The sequence below is a fragment of the Salinarimonas ramus genome, from assembly GCF_014645695.1.
GTDB classification, from domain to species: Bacteria; Pseudomonadota; Alphaproteobacteria; order Rhizobiales; family Beijerinckiaceae; genus Salinarimonas; species Salinarimonas ramus.
Map to the genome: position 1 here is coordinate 226246 of NZ_BMMF01000007.1, position 16385 is coordinate 242630.

14 protein-coding genes are annotated in these 16385 nt (G+C 68.4%); 4 read left to right on the top strand and 10 right to left on the bottom strand.

All coding sequences use genetic code 11. The features are described 5' to 3' along the window. Window positions 1-20 precede the first annotated feature (20 nt). From IEX89_RS13560 to IEX89_RS13575, 4 genes are all read right to left on the bottom strand, one after another. Window positions 21-1136 (bottom strand): S1C family serine protease, encoded by a 1116-nt coding sequence (locus IEX89_RS13560; protein ID WP_188913767.1) that lies wholly within the window; start codon window positions 1134-1136, stop codon window positions 21-23. 128 nt (window positions 1137-1264) lie between these two features. Continuing rightward, complete coding sequence (gene speC, locus IEX89_RS13565; protein ID WP_188913768.1) at window positions 1265-3448, bottom strand: ornithine decarboxylase; 2184 nt, start codon at window positions 3446-3448, stop codon at window positions 1265-1267. After that, on the bottom strand, window positions 3438-4802 hold the full coding sequence (locus IEX89_RS13570; RefSeq protein ID WP_188913769.1) for an MFS transporter: 1365 nt from the start codon (window positions 4800-4802) through the stop codon (window positions 3438-3440). Before IEX89_RS13570 ends, speC begins: the two co-directional genes overlap by 11 nt. After that, window positions 4732-6159, bottom strand: a complete 1428-nt coding sequence (locus IEX89_RS13575; RefSeq protein WP_188913770.1) for a radical SAM protein — start codon at window positions 6157-6159, stop codon at window positions 4732-4734. Before IEX89_RS13575 ends, IEX89_RS13570 begins: the two co-directional genes overlap by 71 nt. 447 nt (window positions 6160-6606) lie before the next feature. On the opposite strand from IEX89_RS13575, the gene IEX89_RS13580 reads away from it, so the two are divergent. From IEX89_RS13580 to IEX89_RS13590, 3 genes are all read left to right on the top strand, one after another. Further along, on the top strand, window positions 6607-8763 hold the full coding sequence (locus IEX89_RS13580; protein WP_188913771.1) for a malate synthase G: 2157 nt from the start codon (window positions 6607-6609) through the stop codon (window positions 8761-8763). Window positions 8764-8959: 196 nt separating this feature from the next. Next, window positions 8960-9847 (top strand): RsmD family RNA methyltransferase, encoded by an 888-nt coding sequence (locus tag IEX89_RS13585; protein ID WP_188913772.1) that lies wholly within the window; start codon window positions 8960-8962, stop codon window positions 9845-9847. Continuing rightward, window positions 9844-10668 (top strand): TrmH family RNA methyltransferase, encoded by an 825-nt coding sequence (locus IEX89_RS13590; RefSeq protein ID WP_188913773.1) that lies wholly within the window; start codon window positions 9844-9846, stop codon window positions 10666-10668. Before IEX89_RS13585 ends, IEX89_RS13590 begins: the two co-directional genes overlap by 4 nt. On the opposite strand, the gene IEX89_RS13595 is transcribed toward IEX89_RS13590, so the two are convergent. From IEX89_RS13595 to purL, 4 genes are all read right to left on the bottom strand, one after another. Then, entirely contained in the window at window positions 10629-11219 is a 591-nt protein-coding gene (locus IEX89_RS13595) for a hypothetical protein (protein ID WP_188913774.1), read from the bottom strand. The two genes, IEX89_RS13590 and IEX89_RS13595, sit on opposite strands and share 40 nt — an antisense overlap. Window positions 11220-11355: 136 nt before the next feature. After that, complete coding sequence (gene grxD / locus IEX89_RS13600) at window positions 11356-11691, bottom strand: Grx4 family monothiol glutaredoxin (RefSeq protein ID WP_188913775.1); 336 nt, start codon at window positions 11689-11691, stop codon at window positions 11356-11358. Between the two features lie 55 nt (window positions 11692-11746). After that, window positions 11747-11983 carry a BolA family protein gene (locus tag IEX89_RS13605; RefSeq protein WP_188913776.1) on the bottom strand — a complete coding sequence of 79 codons (237 nt, stop codon included), beginning with the start codon at window positions 11981-11983 and terminating at the stop codon, window positions 11747-11749. A 15-nt stretch (window positions 11984-11998) separates the two neighbouring features. Continuing rightward, complete coding sequence (purL, locus tag IEX89_RS13610; RefSeq protein WP_188913777.1) at window positions 11999-14215, bottom strand: phosphoribosylformylglycinamidine synthase subunit PurL; 2217 nt, start codon at window positions 14213-14215, stop codon at window positions 11999-12001. Between purL and IEX89_RS13615 the strand changes: the two genes are divergently transcribed. Then, a complete protein-coding gene (locus IEX89_RS13615) occupies window positions 14190-15416 on the top strand; it encodes a pilus assembly protein TadG-related protein (RefSeq protein WP_188913778.1) in 1227 nt (408 codons plus the stop codon). The genes purL and IEX89_RS13615 overlap by 26 nt on opposite strands. A 22-nt stretch (window positions 15417-15438) precedes the next feature. On the opposite strand, the gene IEX89_RS13620 is transcribed toward IEX89_RS13615, so the two are convergent. Then, window positions 15439-15825 carry a DMT family protein gene (locus IEX89_RS13620; RefSeq protein WP_373290585.1) on the bottom strand — a complete coding sequence of 129 codons (387 nt, stop codon included), beginning with the start codon at window positions 15823-15825 and terminating at the stop codon, window positions 15439-15441. Window positions 15826-15849: 24 nt separating this feature from the next. After that, the gene (gene ptsN, locus IEX89_RS13625) at window positions 15850-16314 is read right to left on the bottom strand and encodes a PTS IIA-like nitrogen regulatory protein PtsN (RefSeq protein ID WP_188913780.1); all 465 of its coding nucleotides are present in this window, start codon (window positions 16312-16314) and stop codon (window positions 15850-15852) included. Window positions 16315-16385 lie beyond the last annotated feature (71 nt).

Sequence of the window (16385 nt, forward strand, 5' to 3'; positions counted from 1 at the left end):
GAGGGACCGGGGCGCGCCCGTCACAACCGGCTGGAGACGTCCTGCGTCTCCACCACCACCTCCGTCGGCTCGCCGTTGCGCAGGATCAGCAGGCGCACGCTCTCGCCGATGCCGACGTCGCCGAGCGCGCGGGTGAGGTCGGGAAAGCTCGTCACGCGTTCGCCGTCCACCGCCAGGATGATGTCGCCGATCGTGCCGGTCTGCATGTCGATGCCGCGCAGGCCCGCCGCCTCCGCCGGCGAGCCGCGCACGACGCGCAGGACCACCACGCCCTCGATGCCCAGCCGCCGCGAGATCGCGTCCTCGCCCACGACGACGCCGATGCCGGGCGTGGGCACCGTGCCATTGCGGATGAGCTCGGGCACCACCTCGTTGACCACGTCGATGGGCACGGCGAAACCGATGCCCGCGGAGGCGCCGGACGGCGAGAAGATCGCCGTGTTGACGCCGATCACCCGCGCGGCGGAATCGAGCAGCGGCCCGCCGGAATTGCCGGGATTGATGGCGGCGTCGGTCTGGATGACGTCGGCGATCTCGCGCCCGCGCCCCGTGGGCAGCGTGCGCTGGAGCGCGGAGATGACGCCGGTCGTCAGCGTCTGGTCGAGGCCGAAGGGGTTGCCGATGGCATACGTCCATTGCCCCACGACGAGATCGTCCGAGGAGCCCACCGGGAGCGGCGGCGGGATGCGCGTGGGGCGGGCGAGCTGGAGGACGGCGATGTCGACGTTGGGCGCGCGCCCGACGATGCTCGCGGGCACGATCTCCCCGTCGGCGAGGCGCACCGACACCGCCTGCGCGCCGGCGATGACGTGGTTGTTGGTGACGACGTGCCCGGCCTCGTCCCACAGGAAGCCCGAGCCGGACTGCACGCCCCCTCCACGTCCGCCGAGACCTCCGCCGCCGCCCAGCCCCTGAATGGCCGCCGGTCCCTGGCCGAAGACGTGCACGACCGAGGGCGAGGCCTGCTCGAACACCTCCACCGCGTTCATCTCCGCGGCGCCGAGCCCCTCGCGCACGGCGACGGGCCGCGGCTCGTCGGCGGCGAAGATGAGGCGCACGAGATACGGCTCGGCCACGTACAGCGCGAAGAGGCCGAGAAGCGCACCGACGGCGATGCGAAAGAAGGCGGAGGTCACGGAGGCTCCTGCAGGGGGACGGCCCGCAGGGCGGGCGGGCGACGCACGGGGGAGGAACGCGGCAGTGGCGGCGACGGTTCGACCGGCAGTGGGCGTGCTCTCGGCGCAGTCGTGTGAGGCGACCGATTTCAGGCGTCCTCCGACAGCACGTGGACGTGGAGCCGCTTGCGTCCCGAGGCGTCGTCCACGGTATGCACGCCATGATAGAAGGGGGCGAAGTCCGGCGCTTCGTCGAGCAAGCGCTCGATCGCCTCGAAGAAGCGATGCACCGGTCCGTCCCAGACCTCCCCCGGCGCGATGCAGAAGATTCCCGGCGGATACGGCAGCGCGCCCTCCGCGGCGATCCGACCTGCGGCCTCCGCGATGGGGACGCGCTCGTACGCTCCTCTCACGAAGCGGTAGTGCGCATCCTGAACGCTGATACGCGCGCGCGGCAGGAACCGCGCCCGGAACATGTCGGCGAGGAGACCGGCCAAGCCCTCCTCGACGTAGAGCGCGTCGATCCGCCGGCAGAGATCCGCCAGGCCGCACGCGTAGCGTGCGGGATCGCCGGCGTGGAGCCCCGGCAGGACGAGGCTCACGGGATCGTTGGCGCAATGATGCGCCTCGAAGCGGACGAGCGCATCGACGAGCCGTTCCAGGTCCTCAGGCCGCGTTGCGGGCGTGAGCAGGAAGACGAGCGAGTAGAGGTCGCTCTTCTCCGGGACGAGCCCCTGCTCCCTCAGATAGGCCGCGACGATGCCGGCGGGCAGCCGCGGCCGTTCGACGCCTGCCGAAGGATGCGTATCGGCGGTCACCACCAGGAGCTTGCATGGATCGAGGCGCTGGACGGCGCCGTCGTAGCCGTCGAACCCGTGCCAGCGCGCGCCGACCTCGAACTCGAAGAAGCGGCGATCCGTGGCGATCTGCGCCGTGTCATGGTCCTGCCAGGCGCGCTCGCCCACCGTCGACGGCACGAACGGGCGCATGAGCCGGCAACGCTGGAGAATCCGTTTGCGGATCTCGATCCCGGTCTCCACCACCTCCGCCCACATCTGCGGGCCGATCGCGCCGTGCAGGCGCGCATTGACGTCGAGGGAGGCGAAGAGCGGATAGAACGGGCTCGTCGTGCCGTGCATCTTCAGCGCCGCATCGAAGGCAGCCTCGCCGTGCTTGTGCGTGCGCTCGCCGAGGTGGCGATCGCGGACGTGGATCTGCGACGTCTGCGAGAAGCCGGACATCTGCTTGTGGACGGATTGCGTCACGACGACGCCGGGCGCGCCGGGGCGAAGCTCCATGCGCAGCGGAGATGCGCGCTCGAGGAGCGGGATGAACTGCTCGTAGCCGACCCAGGCCGAGTCGAAGAGGACGTACTCGCACAGGTGCCCTATCCGTGAGACGATCTCATGAACATCGTAGATCGTGCCGTCCCAGGTCCCCAGCTGGAAAGCGGCCAGCCGGAACGGGCGCTCGGCCGCGGCGCGCTCGGGGTCGATCGCACGCAATCTGTCGCGAACGTAGCTCTCGTCGAAGCATCGGGATGGCACGCCTCCGATCAGGCCGAAGGAATTGCGCGTCGTTTCGAGGTAGACCGGCCGCGCGCCGGCCATCGCGAGCACGCCGTTGTAGATGGATTTGTGGTTGTTCCGATCGAAGAGGACGTAATCGCCAGGAGCCAGCAGAGCCGTGGCGACGATCTTGTTCGCCGTCAACGTCCCGTTGAGCACGAAGTACGTGCGGTCCGCACCGAAGACGCGCGCCGCGTGGGCCTCCGCCTCCGCGGGCGGCCCTTCCCTCCCGGTCATGTCGCCGAGCATGGGATCCGCGTGAGGCACGTCGAGCGCGAACAGGTTTCGCCCGACGATCTCGACGAAGCGACGCCCGACGGGGTGCCGCTCCAGGAAGTGCGAGCCCTGGTGGCCGGGGCAAGCGAATGTCGTGTTCCGGCGGGCGACGTAGCCGAGGAGCGCGGAGAGAAAAGGCGGCAGCTTCTCGTCCTCGAACCGCCGCGCCAACGTCTCGACGACACGGCCTATCTGCTCGGGTCGCATGCCGGCAGGGTCTATCGCCACGAAGGATCCATCCGCTTCGTCGGGCGGCCGGTCGCAGGCCTGGAGCAGAACCACCGGCACGTTCGGCTGCGAGAGGCGCGATCGCGCGAGAGCCGCCTCGAGAGATGCGAGGGATGCCACGACGTAGGCGGACACGGTCGCGTCCGCGGACGAGGTCTCGAGCGGCAGCAGCGGTCGAACGGTGGCGATCGCTTGGGCCGCGGCGCGATCGACCGCGATGGGTTCGATCCGGGCGTGGGAGGGCGTCGCGTCAGGCCTCATGGCTGATCTTCTTGGGCGGCAGCTTGCCGAGAACCGCGGCCGCAGCGAGCGCGATGGACGCGGCCATCGCGTGGAACGAGGCCGCACCGACGACGAACGCGAAGGCTCCCGCGACGAGCCCCGACACGGCATCGCCGGTATTCGCCACGGCCGCGTACAGACCGAAGTTGCGACCGACCTCCTCCTCTTCGGAAAGCAGCTGAATGCTCGTCATGATCGTAATGTCGACCATGGCGCCCGCGAAGCCCAAGGCGAGGAGGACGCACGCCGTCAGGTAGAGGTCGACGCTCATGGCGAGAGCGGCGCCGAGGAAGAGCACGCCGTACGCCATCCAGGCCTTCATCAGCACCGCGGTGGTCGGATCGGCCACGACGCGGGTGTAGAGAAGACCTCCGCACACGGTGCCGACGGCGATGATCGCAGACGCGTATCCGACGTAGGATTCGACCCCGTAGGTGCTCAGGACGGCCGCCGGGAACACGTAGCGAAGCACGGCGGAGGCGAACATCGCGCACACGGTCGTACCGATGATGACCGCGAAGAGCTCCGCATTCTTGCGCCGCAGGTTCACGGCGGTTGAGCGGATCTGCCTGAACGTCTCGACGAGCCCCACGCGGTCGGCGCTCTGCCGCGGGACGTGAGGGAGGAAGAGGAGGCTGATCATCGACAGGGCGAACAGCCCGGCGACGACGGCGAGGACGATCTCCCGGTCGAGCAGGGAGATGAGCGCGGCGGCCAGCAACGGCCCGAGGATGGACGACGTGTCCTCGAAGACCTGCACCGAGCTGTTGCCTTTGGGAATGTCGTTCCGTGCGACGAGGATCGGGATCGAGGCTCGGAAGCTCGGCTGATAGATGCTGTCGCCGACGGTGATCAGCATCGCCAGCCCGACGAGGACGTACACGTCGAGGAGATTTGCTTCGGCGAGGAAGTAGAGCAGAAAGAGGACACCGGCTCGGAAGCCGTCGCTGCCGATCATCACCAGCTTCTTGGAAGCCGCGTCCGCGATCGCCCCGCCGATCGGAGCCACGAACAAGTACGGGATCAGACGAAAGAAATAGACGAGGCCGATCTCGGCGATGTCGTAGTCCAGGAGCTCGATCGTGATGATCGCGAAGACGACCTCGAAAGCGAACTCGCCGGTCTTGCCGAAGAGGGTCGATGCCCACAACGGGCGCATCGCACGGTTGAATGTATCCCGTCTCACGCTGGCTCTCCACATGGTATCGCGAAGCAACCAAGAATAGAGCGGCATGTCCGCACCGCTCCAATTGTAGATTATCTTACTGAAAGACAACCTGCTCGGCAGTAACACGACGACCAGGCTGACGCAAGCTCTGCATGATGAGCGCATCGAGTATCGACTTCTGGGATGGTGGCATGGCATAGTACATCATATTGACGTACCATTCCCATCCATCCATGGTCAGCTCGTACCGAGCGCCTCGATCGACGACGAGCCCGGCCTCGATGAACTGTCCCAAGGCATCGAGGCAGTGCGTCGGCATCTCGTCCCAGCGCACGCGATCCTTCTCCAGGAAGCCGTGATACGGAAGGCGCGTGACGAGAGGACGAGACGCATCGATTTCCGGCCCGTGACGGCTCACCTGCGTGCCCGTTCCGCCATCGCGTTCGAGCATGTCCTCGATGTAGCGACCGCGATTGTTGGTGTTCGACAGTGTGAGCCGCGGGAGGATCGAAATGGCGTTGACGCCGAAGCCCACCACCGCCGTGTCGGCATGCCCATAGACGTGGTTGTGGTACTCGAAAGTGTAGGATTCCGAGACGATCGGGTTGAGCGCGAGCTGATGCTCGTCGGCACGCACGTATCCATGCCCGTTGTGCGGGAGGTATCCGTTCTCCCACATCCGGCGGCGCAGGAGGCGATTCATCTCGAAGCGCTTGTTCGCGGACGTCGGCTCCATCCCCGCGGCGATGAGCTTCCCGTGCAGCTTCACCTGAGTGACCACATTGTCGATCGGGTAGACGTCCACCAGGTCGCCGATACGCGTCGCTTCGTCGAGGTCGGCCATGAAATCATCGATCGTATGGCCGTCCATCGCGTAGAGAATATCGAACGAGGTCCGCGGGAGGATCGACCGGAACAGCTCGTTCGCCGTGTAGATCTGATCCAGCGATGCGGTCAGATCGAACATGTCACGCCAATACGGATTGAACGTCTGCAAGCCGTAGCGCGCGTTCGTGACGCCTATCTCTCGGAGGGCTAGGACCTTGTCTCGCGTCACGCTCTTCACTTCGCATTCGAACGAGAACTCGCGCAGCCGCGACAGGTCGAACGTCGCCTTCAACTTGTCGCCGAAGCGCAAGATCTCGTCAGCGGTCAGGAGCGAAGGCGTTCCTCCACCAACGAAGATCGACCGGACCGGGAGAGCATGAAGTGGAAAGACTCGGGACTTCTGCTCGATCTCGGACAGCAGCGCATCGAGATAGCGGGGGATGATCTCGCGATCTGCGAACTTACCGCGCGTGAACGGGCAAAAATTGCAGATCGTCTCGCAGAACGGAAAGTGGAAATACAAGGCGGCACTGCCGATCTCGGCAATGTCGACCTCGCGCATCGCCTCGATCGGATTGGATTGAGCCTCTTCCGAGCTCCCGTCCCACTGCATCGGATAGTAGATGTTGAAGACAGGCACCTGTCGATCGAACGCGTAACCCGGAAGGGACGGCGGCTTCAGCGTGAGCTTCATGGTGAACTCTCCCTCGATCGCAGAGATTGCAGTCACAGAGCAGCGGCACGACGAGCCGGCACGCACGGCAGGTAGCGCTGAAAAGTTCTGATGTTTAAGATAGTATGTTCAGTAGTTGCTAAATTCTGCTTACGTAGCGGAATTTTAACGCGAACCCTTGCTCGCCAAGGTTTCGTCGCGGGGGATCGTCGCCGCGAGACCGGCACGGATCAGCGCACTACCCCTAGATGCGGCGCAATGACGCGGGTGGCGTACGACGCAGCCGGCGCTCCGAGCTCTCGGATTACTGCGCAGCGATGCCTCGGTCCGACGCGTCTCCGCAAGACCGCCGGTCCATTCTTTCCCCAAACGAAAAGATCCCCTGACCGCGCCCCCGATTGATGCCCACCGCCTCGGCTGCTAGCTGCTACAGTCGAGAGACGAAGAGACCGACGGGAGGACGAGGTCATGAGCGAGCGGATCGATGCGTACGGGCTGAAGGTCGCCGGCGCGCTCCACGCCTTCATCGAGACCGAGGCGCTGCCGGGGACGGGCGTCTCCGCGGCGGCGTTCTGGAAGGGGCTGTCCGACATCGTCCACGAGCTCGGGCCGAAGAACCGCGCGCTGCTCGCCCGGCGCGAAGAGCTGCAGGCGACGATCGACGCCTGGCATCGCGAGCGCCGCGGCAAGCCGCACGACGCCGCCGCCTACGAGGCGTTCCTGCGCGAGATCGGCTATCTCGTGCCCGAGGGGCCGGACTTCACGATCGAGACCGAGAACGTCGATCCCGAGATCGCCGCGATCGCCGGCCCGCAGCTCGTGGTGCCGATCACCAACGCGCGCTACGCGCTCAACGCCGCGAACGCGCGCTTCGGCTCGCTCTACGATGCGCTCTACGGCACGGACGCGCTCGGCGATGCGCCCTCCGGCGGCGGCTACGATCCCGCGCGCGGGGCGCGGGTCATCGCCTACGCCAAGGGCTTTCTCGACGAGGTCGCGCCCCTCGCCCACGGCTCGCATGCCGGCGCCACGGGCTACCGCGTCGAGGACGGGGCGCTCGTCGTCACGCTGGAGGGCGGTGCCGTCACGCGGCTCGAGGATCCCACCCGCTTCGCGGGCTATGCCGGCGGGGCGGACACGCCAGAGGGCGTGCTCCTGCGCCACAACGCGCTCCACGTGGAGATCCGCATCGACCGCGGGCATGCGATCGGCAAGACCGACAAGGCCGGCGTCGCGGACGTGGTGCTCGAGGCCGCGGTCTCGACCATCATGGACTGCGAGGATTCGGTCGCGACCGTGGACGCCGCCGACAAGGTGCTCGCCTATCGCAACTGGCTCGGCCTGATGAAGGGCGACCTCGTGGCAGAGCTCTCCAAGGGCGGCCACACCATCACCCGCCGGCTCGAGGCCGACCGGGTCTACACCGATCCGGAGGGCCGCGAGCTCGTGCTGCACGGCCGCTCGCTGATGCTCATCCGCAACGTCGGCCACCTGATGACGAACCCGGCGGTGCTCGACCGGGACGGCAACGAGGCGTTCGAGGGCCTGCTCGACGCGATGATCACCGCGTTGATCGCCATCCACGACCTGAAGGGCACGGGCCTGCGCAACTCGCGAGCGGGCTCGGTCTACATCGTCAAGCCGAAGATGCACGGGCCCGAGGAGGTGGCGTTCACGAACGAGATCTTCGGGCGCGTCGAGGACGCGCTGGGCCTCTCGCGCAACACGCTCAAGGTCGGCATCATGGACGAGGAGCGCCGCACGACGGTGAACCTCAAGGAGTGCATCCGCGCGGCCAGGAACCGCGTCGTCTTCATCAACACGGGCTTCCTGGATCGCACCGGCGACGAGATCCACACGTCGATGGAAGCCGGGCCGATGGTCCGCAAGAACGACATGAAGGCGACCGCCTGGATCTCGGCCTACGAGGCGAACAACGTGGACGTCGGCCTCTCCTGCGGGCTTCCCGGCAAGGCGCAGATCGGCAAGGGCATGTGGGCCATGCCCGACCGCATGCAGGCCATGCTCGAGCAGAAGATCGGCCACCCCAAGGCCGGGGCCACCTGCGCCTGGGTCCCCTCCCCCACCGCCGCGACGCTGCACGCGACGCACTACCACCAGGTGGACGTGAAGGCCCGCTTGGCCGAGCTCGCCTCGCGCGAGCGGGCGAAGCTCTCCGACATCCTCACGATCCCGCTGGCCGACCGGCCGAACTGGTCGGAGGAGGAGGTCCGCTCCGAGATCGAGAACAACGCGCAGGGCATTCTCGGCTACGTCGTGCGCTGGATCGACCAGGGGGTGGGCTGCTCCAAGGTGCCCGACATCCACGACGTCGGGCTGATGGAAGACCGCGCCACCTGCCGCATCTCCTCGCAGCATCTGGCGAACTGGCTCCATCACGGTGTCGTGACGCGCGAGCAGGTGATCGAGACGATGCAGCGCATGGCCGCCGTGGTCGATCGCCAGAACGAGGGCGACGCGCTCTACGAGCCCATGGCGCCTGCCTTCGACGGCCCCGCCTTCCGCGCCGCCTGCGACCTCGTGCTGGAGGGCCGCGCCCAGCCCTCGGGCTACACCGAGCCGCTCCTCCACTTCTGGCGCCTGGAGAAGAAGAAGCGGGCGTGACGTGATGCCGGGTGGATCCTCCCCGAAGGCGAGGAGTCCGCGAAGCGGGCGGTGGGGGCGTATCGAGAGTTCTGCACGCCGGCCCGCCCCCTCCCCACCCTCCGACCCGCGGGTCGTCGTCCTCCCCTGCGAGGAGGTGGTGCCGCACGAGCGTCGCCGCATTGCCCCCCTCGCACCCCGCTGCTAAACCCGCGCCATGCGTCACGCGGATCTCCTCATCACCGACGGCTGGGACGACTATCGCCTGCTCGACACGGGCGAGGGGCGCAAGCTCGAGAAGTTCGGCCGGATCGTCATGGATCGTCCGGAGCCCCAGGCCATCTGGGCCAAGGGCGATCCCGGCCTGTGGGCGAAGGCCGACGCGGTCTTCGACGCCGCCGAGGAGGCCGAGCAGGGCGCCTGGCGCTTCAAGGGCGGGCGGCTCGGCGATTGGCCCGTGTCGGTGCGCGACCTCAGCATCCTGTGCCGGGCGACGTCCTTCCGGCACGTGGGCATCTTCCCCGAGCAGATCGTCCATTGGGACTGGATGGAGGAGCGGATCAAGGCCGATCCGCGGCCGATCTCGGTGCTCAACCTCTTCGGCTATACGGGTGTCGCGAGCCTCGTCTGCGCGCGCGCCGGCGCGAAGGTGACCCATGTCGACGCCTCCAAGAAGGCGATCGCCTGGGCCAAGGAGAACCAGGCGGCGTCCGGGCTCGACGACAAGGGCGTGCGCTGGATCCTCGACGACGCCGTGAAGTTCGCTCAGCGCGAGATCCGCCGCGGCAACACCTACGACGCGATCCTGCTCGACCCGCCCCGCTACGGCCGCGGGCCCAACGGCGAGGTCTGGCATCTCTTCGAGCATCTGCCGATGCTCATGGACCTGTCGCGCCAGCTCCTCTCCGACACGCCGAGCTTCGTCACGCTCACCGCCTACGCGGTGCGCCTCTCGTTCATGACGCTGCACGAGCTGATGCGCGACGCCTTCGGCGAGCGGGGCGGCGCCATCGCGTCGGGCGAGCTCGTCACCCGCGACCGGGCCAACGACCGCCACCTCTCCACCTCGCTCTTCGCGCGCTGGACGCCGGAGGCGCGGGGATGAGCGAGCATCCGCGCGTGCGGGAGGTGACGAGCCTTTCGAACGCCACCGTGAAGGAGCTGCGCGCACTGCACGACCGCAAGGGCCGGCGCGAGAGCGGGCTCTTCCTGGCGGAGGGCGCGCGCACGGCGCTGGAGGCGCTCGACAACGGGCGCGCGCCGGAGATCCTCGTCTACCATCGCGAAGGCCGCGAGCGCGACGTTGTGCGCCGCCTGCGCTTCGCCTGCCTCGAGGCCGGCGGCGAGTGCCTGGAGGTCGACGACGCCGTCCTCGCCAAGATCGCGCGCAAGGACAATCCCCAGAGCGTGGTCGCCGCCTTCCGCTGGACGCGCCGCCCCTTCGCCGAGGTGGATCCAGCCGCCGCGCGCGTCTTCGTGGCGCTGGACCGGGTGCGCGATCCGGGCAATCTCGGGACCATCGTGCGCACCGCCGACGCCGTCGGTGCCGGCGGCGTGCTCCTCGTCGGCGACACCTGCGATCCCGCCTCCGTGGAAGCGGTGCGGGCGTCCATGGGCTCGATCTTCGCGGTGCCGGTCTTCGAGGGTTCGGAGGCGGATTTCCTCGCGCTCGCGTCCCGCTGGCCGGGCAGCGTGGTGGGCACGGCGCTGCCGGCGTCCAAGCATTATCGCCGCGCGGACCTGCGCAGCCCGATCCTCCTCGTCATGGGCAACGAGCAGGCGGGCGTCACGGACGCGATCGCGGCCGCCTGCACCGATCTCGTGCGTATCCCCATGCAGGGGCGCGCCGACAGCCTCAACCTCGCCATCGCCACCGCGGTGGCGCTCTACGGGATCGCGGAGCCGGAGGATACGGCGCTCGGCTGAGGGCGGCGCTCCGCCTCGTAGCTCGCGATCTCGCGCGGGATGCCCTGCGCGTCCGCGAACGCGACGTAGTCGCGCTGGAGGATCTCGTCGAGGTGCCCGCTCGCGCGCACGGTCATGCGCCGGCCGCGGTCGAAGATCACGAGCGCGAGGCCGCCGGCGAGCGCGTTGCGCAGGATCGGCACGATGGCGGAGGATTTCCACAGGAGCGGCCGATCGGGATCGACGAAGACGACGATCGCGTTCTCGATCGGGTCTTTGTGGAAATAGGCACCCGCGTCCAGCGGATGCGGGATGCGGCGCCGGTCGGGATGCGCGGTGCGATGCGCCGTGTGGTAGGCGCATTCGTAGGCGCTGCAGGCCTCCGGGCGCTCCGGCCCGCCGAACACGCCGCAGCCGCCGGCGCGCCCGTCCCCGCCGACGAGATGCCGGCAGGGCCGGTACATCGGCTTGTCGAGGGCGACGATGTGGGAGAGCGTGCAGCACATCGTGCACGTCCCGCAAGGGGAGGCGCCGGTCGCGCCGCGCGTCGCCTTGCGTTTCGCCTCGCCCATCCTGCCTCCGAACCATGCCGGGTATGGCGGGGGCGGCCGCTTCGAGCCGGCCCGCCGCCCTCCCCACCCTCCGGCCCGTAGGCCGTCGTCCTCCCCTGCGGGGAGGTGGCGCCCTTCGTGCGAAGGGCGGCGCGCGTCAAGCGCCCTGCTTCACGGGCACGCCCTTCTCGGAGAAGAATTGCTGCAGCTCGCCCGACTGGAACATCTCGCGGGTGATGTCGCAGCCGCCGACGAACTCGCCCTTGACGTAGAGCTGGGGGATCGTCGGCCAGTTGGAATAATCCTTGATGCCCTGGCGCACGCCCTCGTCCTCGAGCACGTTGACGCCCTTGTAGGGCACGCCGAGGTAGTTGAGGATCTGGACCACCTGGCCCGAGAACCCGCACATGGGAAATTGCGGCGTGCCCTTCATGAAGAGCACGACGTCGTTCGACTTCACTTCCGCGTCGATCGTCTGATGCGCGTCGGCCATGGTCGTCTCCTTGCTCCGGCTCGAGGCGCCGGACCTCGATATGCGAGACCCGTCCTCAGGTCTCGGCGGGAATGGTGGTGAGCGCCAGCGCATGCAGCACGCCGCCCATGCGGCCCTGGAGGGCCGAATAGACCATCTGGTGCTGTTGCACGCGGCTCTTGCCCTTGAACGAGGCCGAGGTGACGGTGGCGGCATAATGATCGCCGTCGCCGGCGAGATCGCGGATCTCCACCGTGGCGTCCGGGATCGCCTCCTTGATCATGCGCTCGATCTCGCGCGCGTCCATCGGCATCGGGTCGCCTCTCCGTCAGGCCGGCTCGGCCGCCATGTAGGCGGGCAGCCAGGATTCGTGTGCGTCCTTCAAGGACGACACAGATATGGCCCGAGCGCCGGGCAGAATCAACGCATCCCCGCCGGTCTCGCCGAGCCGCGTGGCCGGCACGCCCGCCGCCTGCGCGCGGGCGAGGACGGTATCGAGGCGCTCCGCCGGAACGGCGACGAGATAGCGGCCCTGGTCCTCGCCGAAGAGGGCGGCGTGGCTCGGCATTCCCTCCGGCAGCACGTCGATCCGCGCCCCGATCCCGCGGCCCGTGCAGCACTCGGCGAGCGCCACCGCGAGACCGCCGTCGGAGAGGTCGTGGATGGTGTCGAGGACGCCCTCCGCGATCAGCGCGCGCACCAGCTCGCCCGCGCGGCGCTCGGCGGCGAGGTCGACGGGCGGCGGTGCGCCCTCCTCACGGCCGCAGACCAGGGCGAGGTAGAGCGAGGCGCCGAGCCAGCCGCGCGTCTCGCCAAAGAGCACGATCGCGTCGCCCTCGCGCCGGAAGGGGATGGTGGCGTGGACCGCGCAATCGTCCACGACGCCGACGCCGCCGATGGTAGGCGTCGGCAGGATGCCGCGCCCGTTGGTCTCGTTGTAGAGCGAGACGTTGCCGGAGACGACGGGGAAGTCGAGGGCGCGGCAGGCCTCGCCGAGCCCCTTCAGGCAGCCGACGAGCTGGCCCATGTAGTGCGGCCGCTCGGGATTGCCGAAATTCAGGTTGTCGGTGATGGCGAGCGGGCGCCCGCCGACGGCGCAGATGTTGCGCCAGGCCTCCGCCACGGCCTGCTTGCCGCCCTCCACGGGATCCGCCTCGCAATAACGCGGCGTCACGTCCGTCGTCAGAGCGAGGCCCTTGGGCCCCTCCAGCACGCGCACGATTGCCGCGTCGCCGCCGGGCGGCTGGACGGTGTTCGAGCCGATGAGGTGGTCGTACTGCTCCCAGACCCAGCGCTTGGAGCACAGGTCCGGCGAGCCGACGAGCCTGAGCAGCGCCTCCTCGTCGGGCACGGGCGCGGACACGTCCGCGGCCTCGATCACGGGGCGCGCCGGCGTCGGCTGCCAGGGGCGGTCGTAGACCGGCGCCTCGTCGCCGAGCTCCTTGATCGGCAGGTCGGCCTCGATGCGCCCCTGGTGCTTCACGACGAAGCGGAGGGTGTCGGTGGTCTTGCCGATGACGGCGAAGTCGAGCCCCCACTTGCGGAAGATCGCCTCGGCGACCTCGCGCTTCGTGGGCTCGAGCACCATGAGCATGCGCTCCTGGCTCTCGGAGAGCATCATCTCGTAGGCGCTCATGCCCTCCTCGCGGCAGGGGACGGCGTCGAGGTCGAGCTCGATGCCGAGATCGCCCTTGGCCCCCATCTCGACCGCGGAGGACGTGAGGCCGGCGGCGCCCATGTCCTGGATCGCGACGACGGCGCCCGTCGTCATCAATTCGAGGCAGGCCTCGAGCAGCAGCTTCTCGGCGAAGGGGTCGCCCACCTGCACGGTGGGGCGCTTCTCCTCGGCGCTCTCGTCGAAGCTCGCAGAGGCCATGGTGGCGCCGTGGATGCCGTCGCGCCCGGTCTTCGAGCCGAGATAGACGATGGGGTTGCCCACCCCCGTCGCCTTGGCCGTGAAGATGCCGTCGGTGCGCGCGAGGCCCACCGCCATGGCGTTGACGAGGATGTTGCCGTCGTAGGCCGTGTGGAAGCCGACCGAGCCCGCGACGGTGGGCACGCCGAAGGAATTGCCGTAGCCGCCGATACCCGCGACCACGCCCGAGACGAGATGGCGCGTCTTCGGATGGTCCGGCGAGCCGAAGCGCAGCGCGTTGAGCGCCGCGATCGGCCGCGCGCCCATGGTGAAGACGTCGCGCAGGATGCCGCCCACTCCGGTCGCCGCGCCCTGATAGGGCTCGATGAAGCTCGGGTGATTGTGGCTCTCCATCTTGAAGACGCAGGCGAGCCCGTCGCCGATGTCGATGACGCCCGCGTTCTCGCCCGGGCCCTGGATCACCCACGGCGCCGAGGTCGGAAGGCCGCGCAGGTGGATGCGCGAGGACTTGTAGGAGCAGTGCTCGTTCCACATCGCCGAGACGATGCCGAGCTCGGTGAGCGTCGGCTCGCGCCCGATGAGCGCGACGAAGCGCTCGTACTCGTCTGGCTTGAGGCCATGCTCGGCCACGAGCGCGGGGGTGATGGAGGGCGATGTCGCGTCGGTCATGATCGAGATCCCGGCTGTCGCGACGGCTGTAGACGCTGGGGCGCTCGGACGCAATCGCGAGAGCGGAGGTGAACGAGGTCTTACCGCGACGGCACGAAACGTCCCATTCCGGCACGGCCGCGATTGGCATGCATTTCGCGCAAATGCGACTCGAATGCGTGTCGAATCGTGGGAGTGTTCCATGGATCTGGTCAACCGTTTCATCTCGGACCGCCGCGGCGCGACCGTGATCGCCTTCGGCCTCTCGGTCGTGCCGCTGCTGGGGCTGGCCGGCGCGGCCGTGGATTACGGGCGGGCGACGAGCGTCAAGGCCGAGCTCCAGCGCGCAGCCGACGCGACCGCGATCCATCTCGCCACCATGTCGCTGCAGGGACGCCAGCAGGATGCGCAGGAGGTCTTTGCCGGGCTCCTGCTCCAGACGGGCGTGGACGTGCCGGAATTCACCGCGACGGCGAGCCTCGTCGGCACCCACCGCGTCCGTGTCGATGCCTCCGCCGCTATCCCGATGACCTTGGCGTCATTCCTCGTGCCGCAGGTGGATGTCGGCGTCACGGCGACCGCTGCCGCGAACCAGCGGACGACACCCTTCGAGATCGAACGTGCGAATCTCAGCGTCGAAGCGGCCGACTACAACGAGCTGCGGATCTACTGCTTCCACGAAGACCGCAGGGAGCGGCTCGGGGTGATCCACAGCGAGAGCGGCCTTCGCGAGGACGGGTTCCTGAAGATCGCCGACAACACCAACGAGGGCGTCGCCGCCGCGCCGGAGACGATCTCCGTCGAGTGCGGGCCGGGAGAGTCGCTGAGCTACCATCTCATCAACATCCGCAATGCGCGCACCAGCGCCGCCGCCCGGCGTACGAACGCCCGCTGGGATCACTATACCGACACGACGATGCGCGGCGGCGTCGCGCAGTACAACACCGAGTACCGCGACCTCATCGAGACGATCCGTTGCCGCACGGCCGAGGAGTGCGATCCGGATCATCCGGACTCCATCGTGCCCGGCAACGCGCAGCGCAATCGCACGCCCGCGCGCAACACCGAGGTCTGCAATCCCGGTGAGTACATGTACTTCGGCTGGGAAGATCGCCCGCCCTACATCGGACAGTGGACGGATCAGGATTACGACGACATTCGTGTCGTCATGCGCTGCGGTGGCGAGGAGCTGGGGCCCATGAACGTCGTGCTCGTCGACTGACGTCTCAGGCTCGTGCCCCCGCTCACAACGGCCCCTTGAAGACGAAGAAGGCGCCCAGCGCGATGAAGCCGAATCCCACGAGGTGGTTCATCGTCAGCGCCTCCTTCAGGACCGTCACCGAGAAGACGGCGAAGACGCTAAGCGTGATCACCTCCTGGATCGTCTTCAGCTCGGCCGCGGAATAGACGCCGTGGCCGATCCGGTTCGCGGGCACGGCGAGGCAGTACTCGAAGAAGGCGATGCCCCAGCTCGCCAGGGTCACGATCCAGAGCGGTTGGCTCGGGAACTTCAGGTGGCCGTACCAGGCGAACGTCATGAAGACGTTGGAGACGAGGAGCAGCAGGATCGGCAGCGTGGCCGCGGCGGGCATCGGGATCGGGCCTCGGGAAGGTGACGCCAAGGCCGCGATGCTAGCACGCGCCGCCGGCTCGTCTCACGCTGCCGCCGGCTCGGAATTCTCGGTCAGAACCGCGTAGATGGCGGAGGCGTCGTGGGCCGCGCGCAGGCGCTCGAGCACGCCGGGGCGGCGCAGCACGCGGGCGACGCGGGCGAGCGCCTTGAGATGATCCGCCCCCGCACCCTCCGGCGCGAGCAGCAGGAAGAGCACGTCGACGGGCATGCCGTCGATGGCGTCGAAGTCGATGGGCTTTTCCAGCCGCGCGACGAAGCCGAAGAGCCGGTCGAGGCTCGGCAGCTTGCCGTGGGGAATGGCGATGCCTTCGCCGACGCCGGTGGAGCCCAGGCGCTCGCGCTGGAGCAGCGTCTCGAAGATCGCGTGCTGGTCGAGGCCCGTGAGCGCGGCGGCGTGCGCCGCCAGCTCCTGCAAGGCCTGCTTCTTGCCGCCGACCTTGAGGGCCGGCGCGATCGCATCTGGGGAAAGGAGTTCGACAAGCGCCATGACGATCGTTCAGCCTCGGGACCGCCGGCGACCCGCAATGGTCCGCGGGTCGTCTATGCGACGTGACGTCC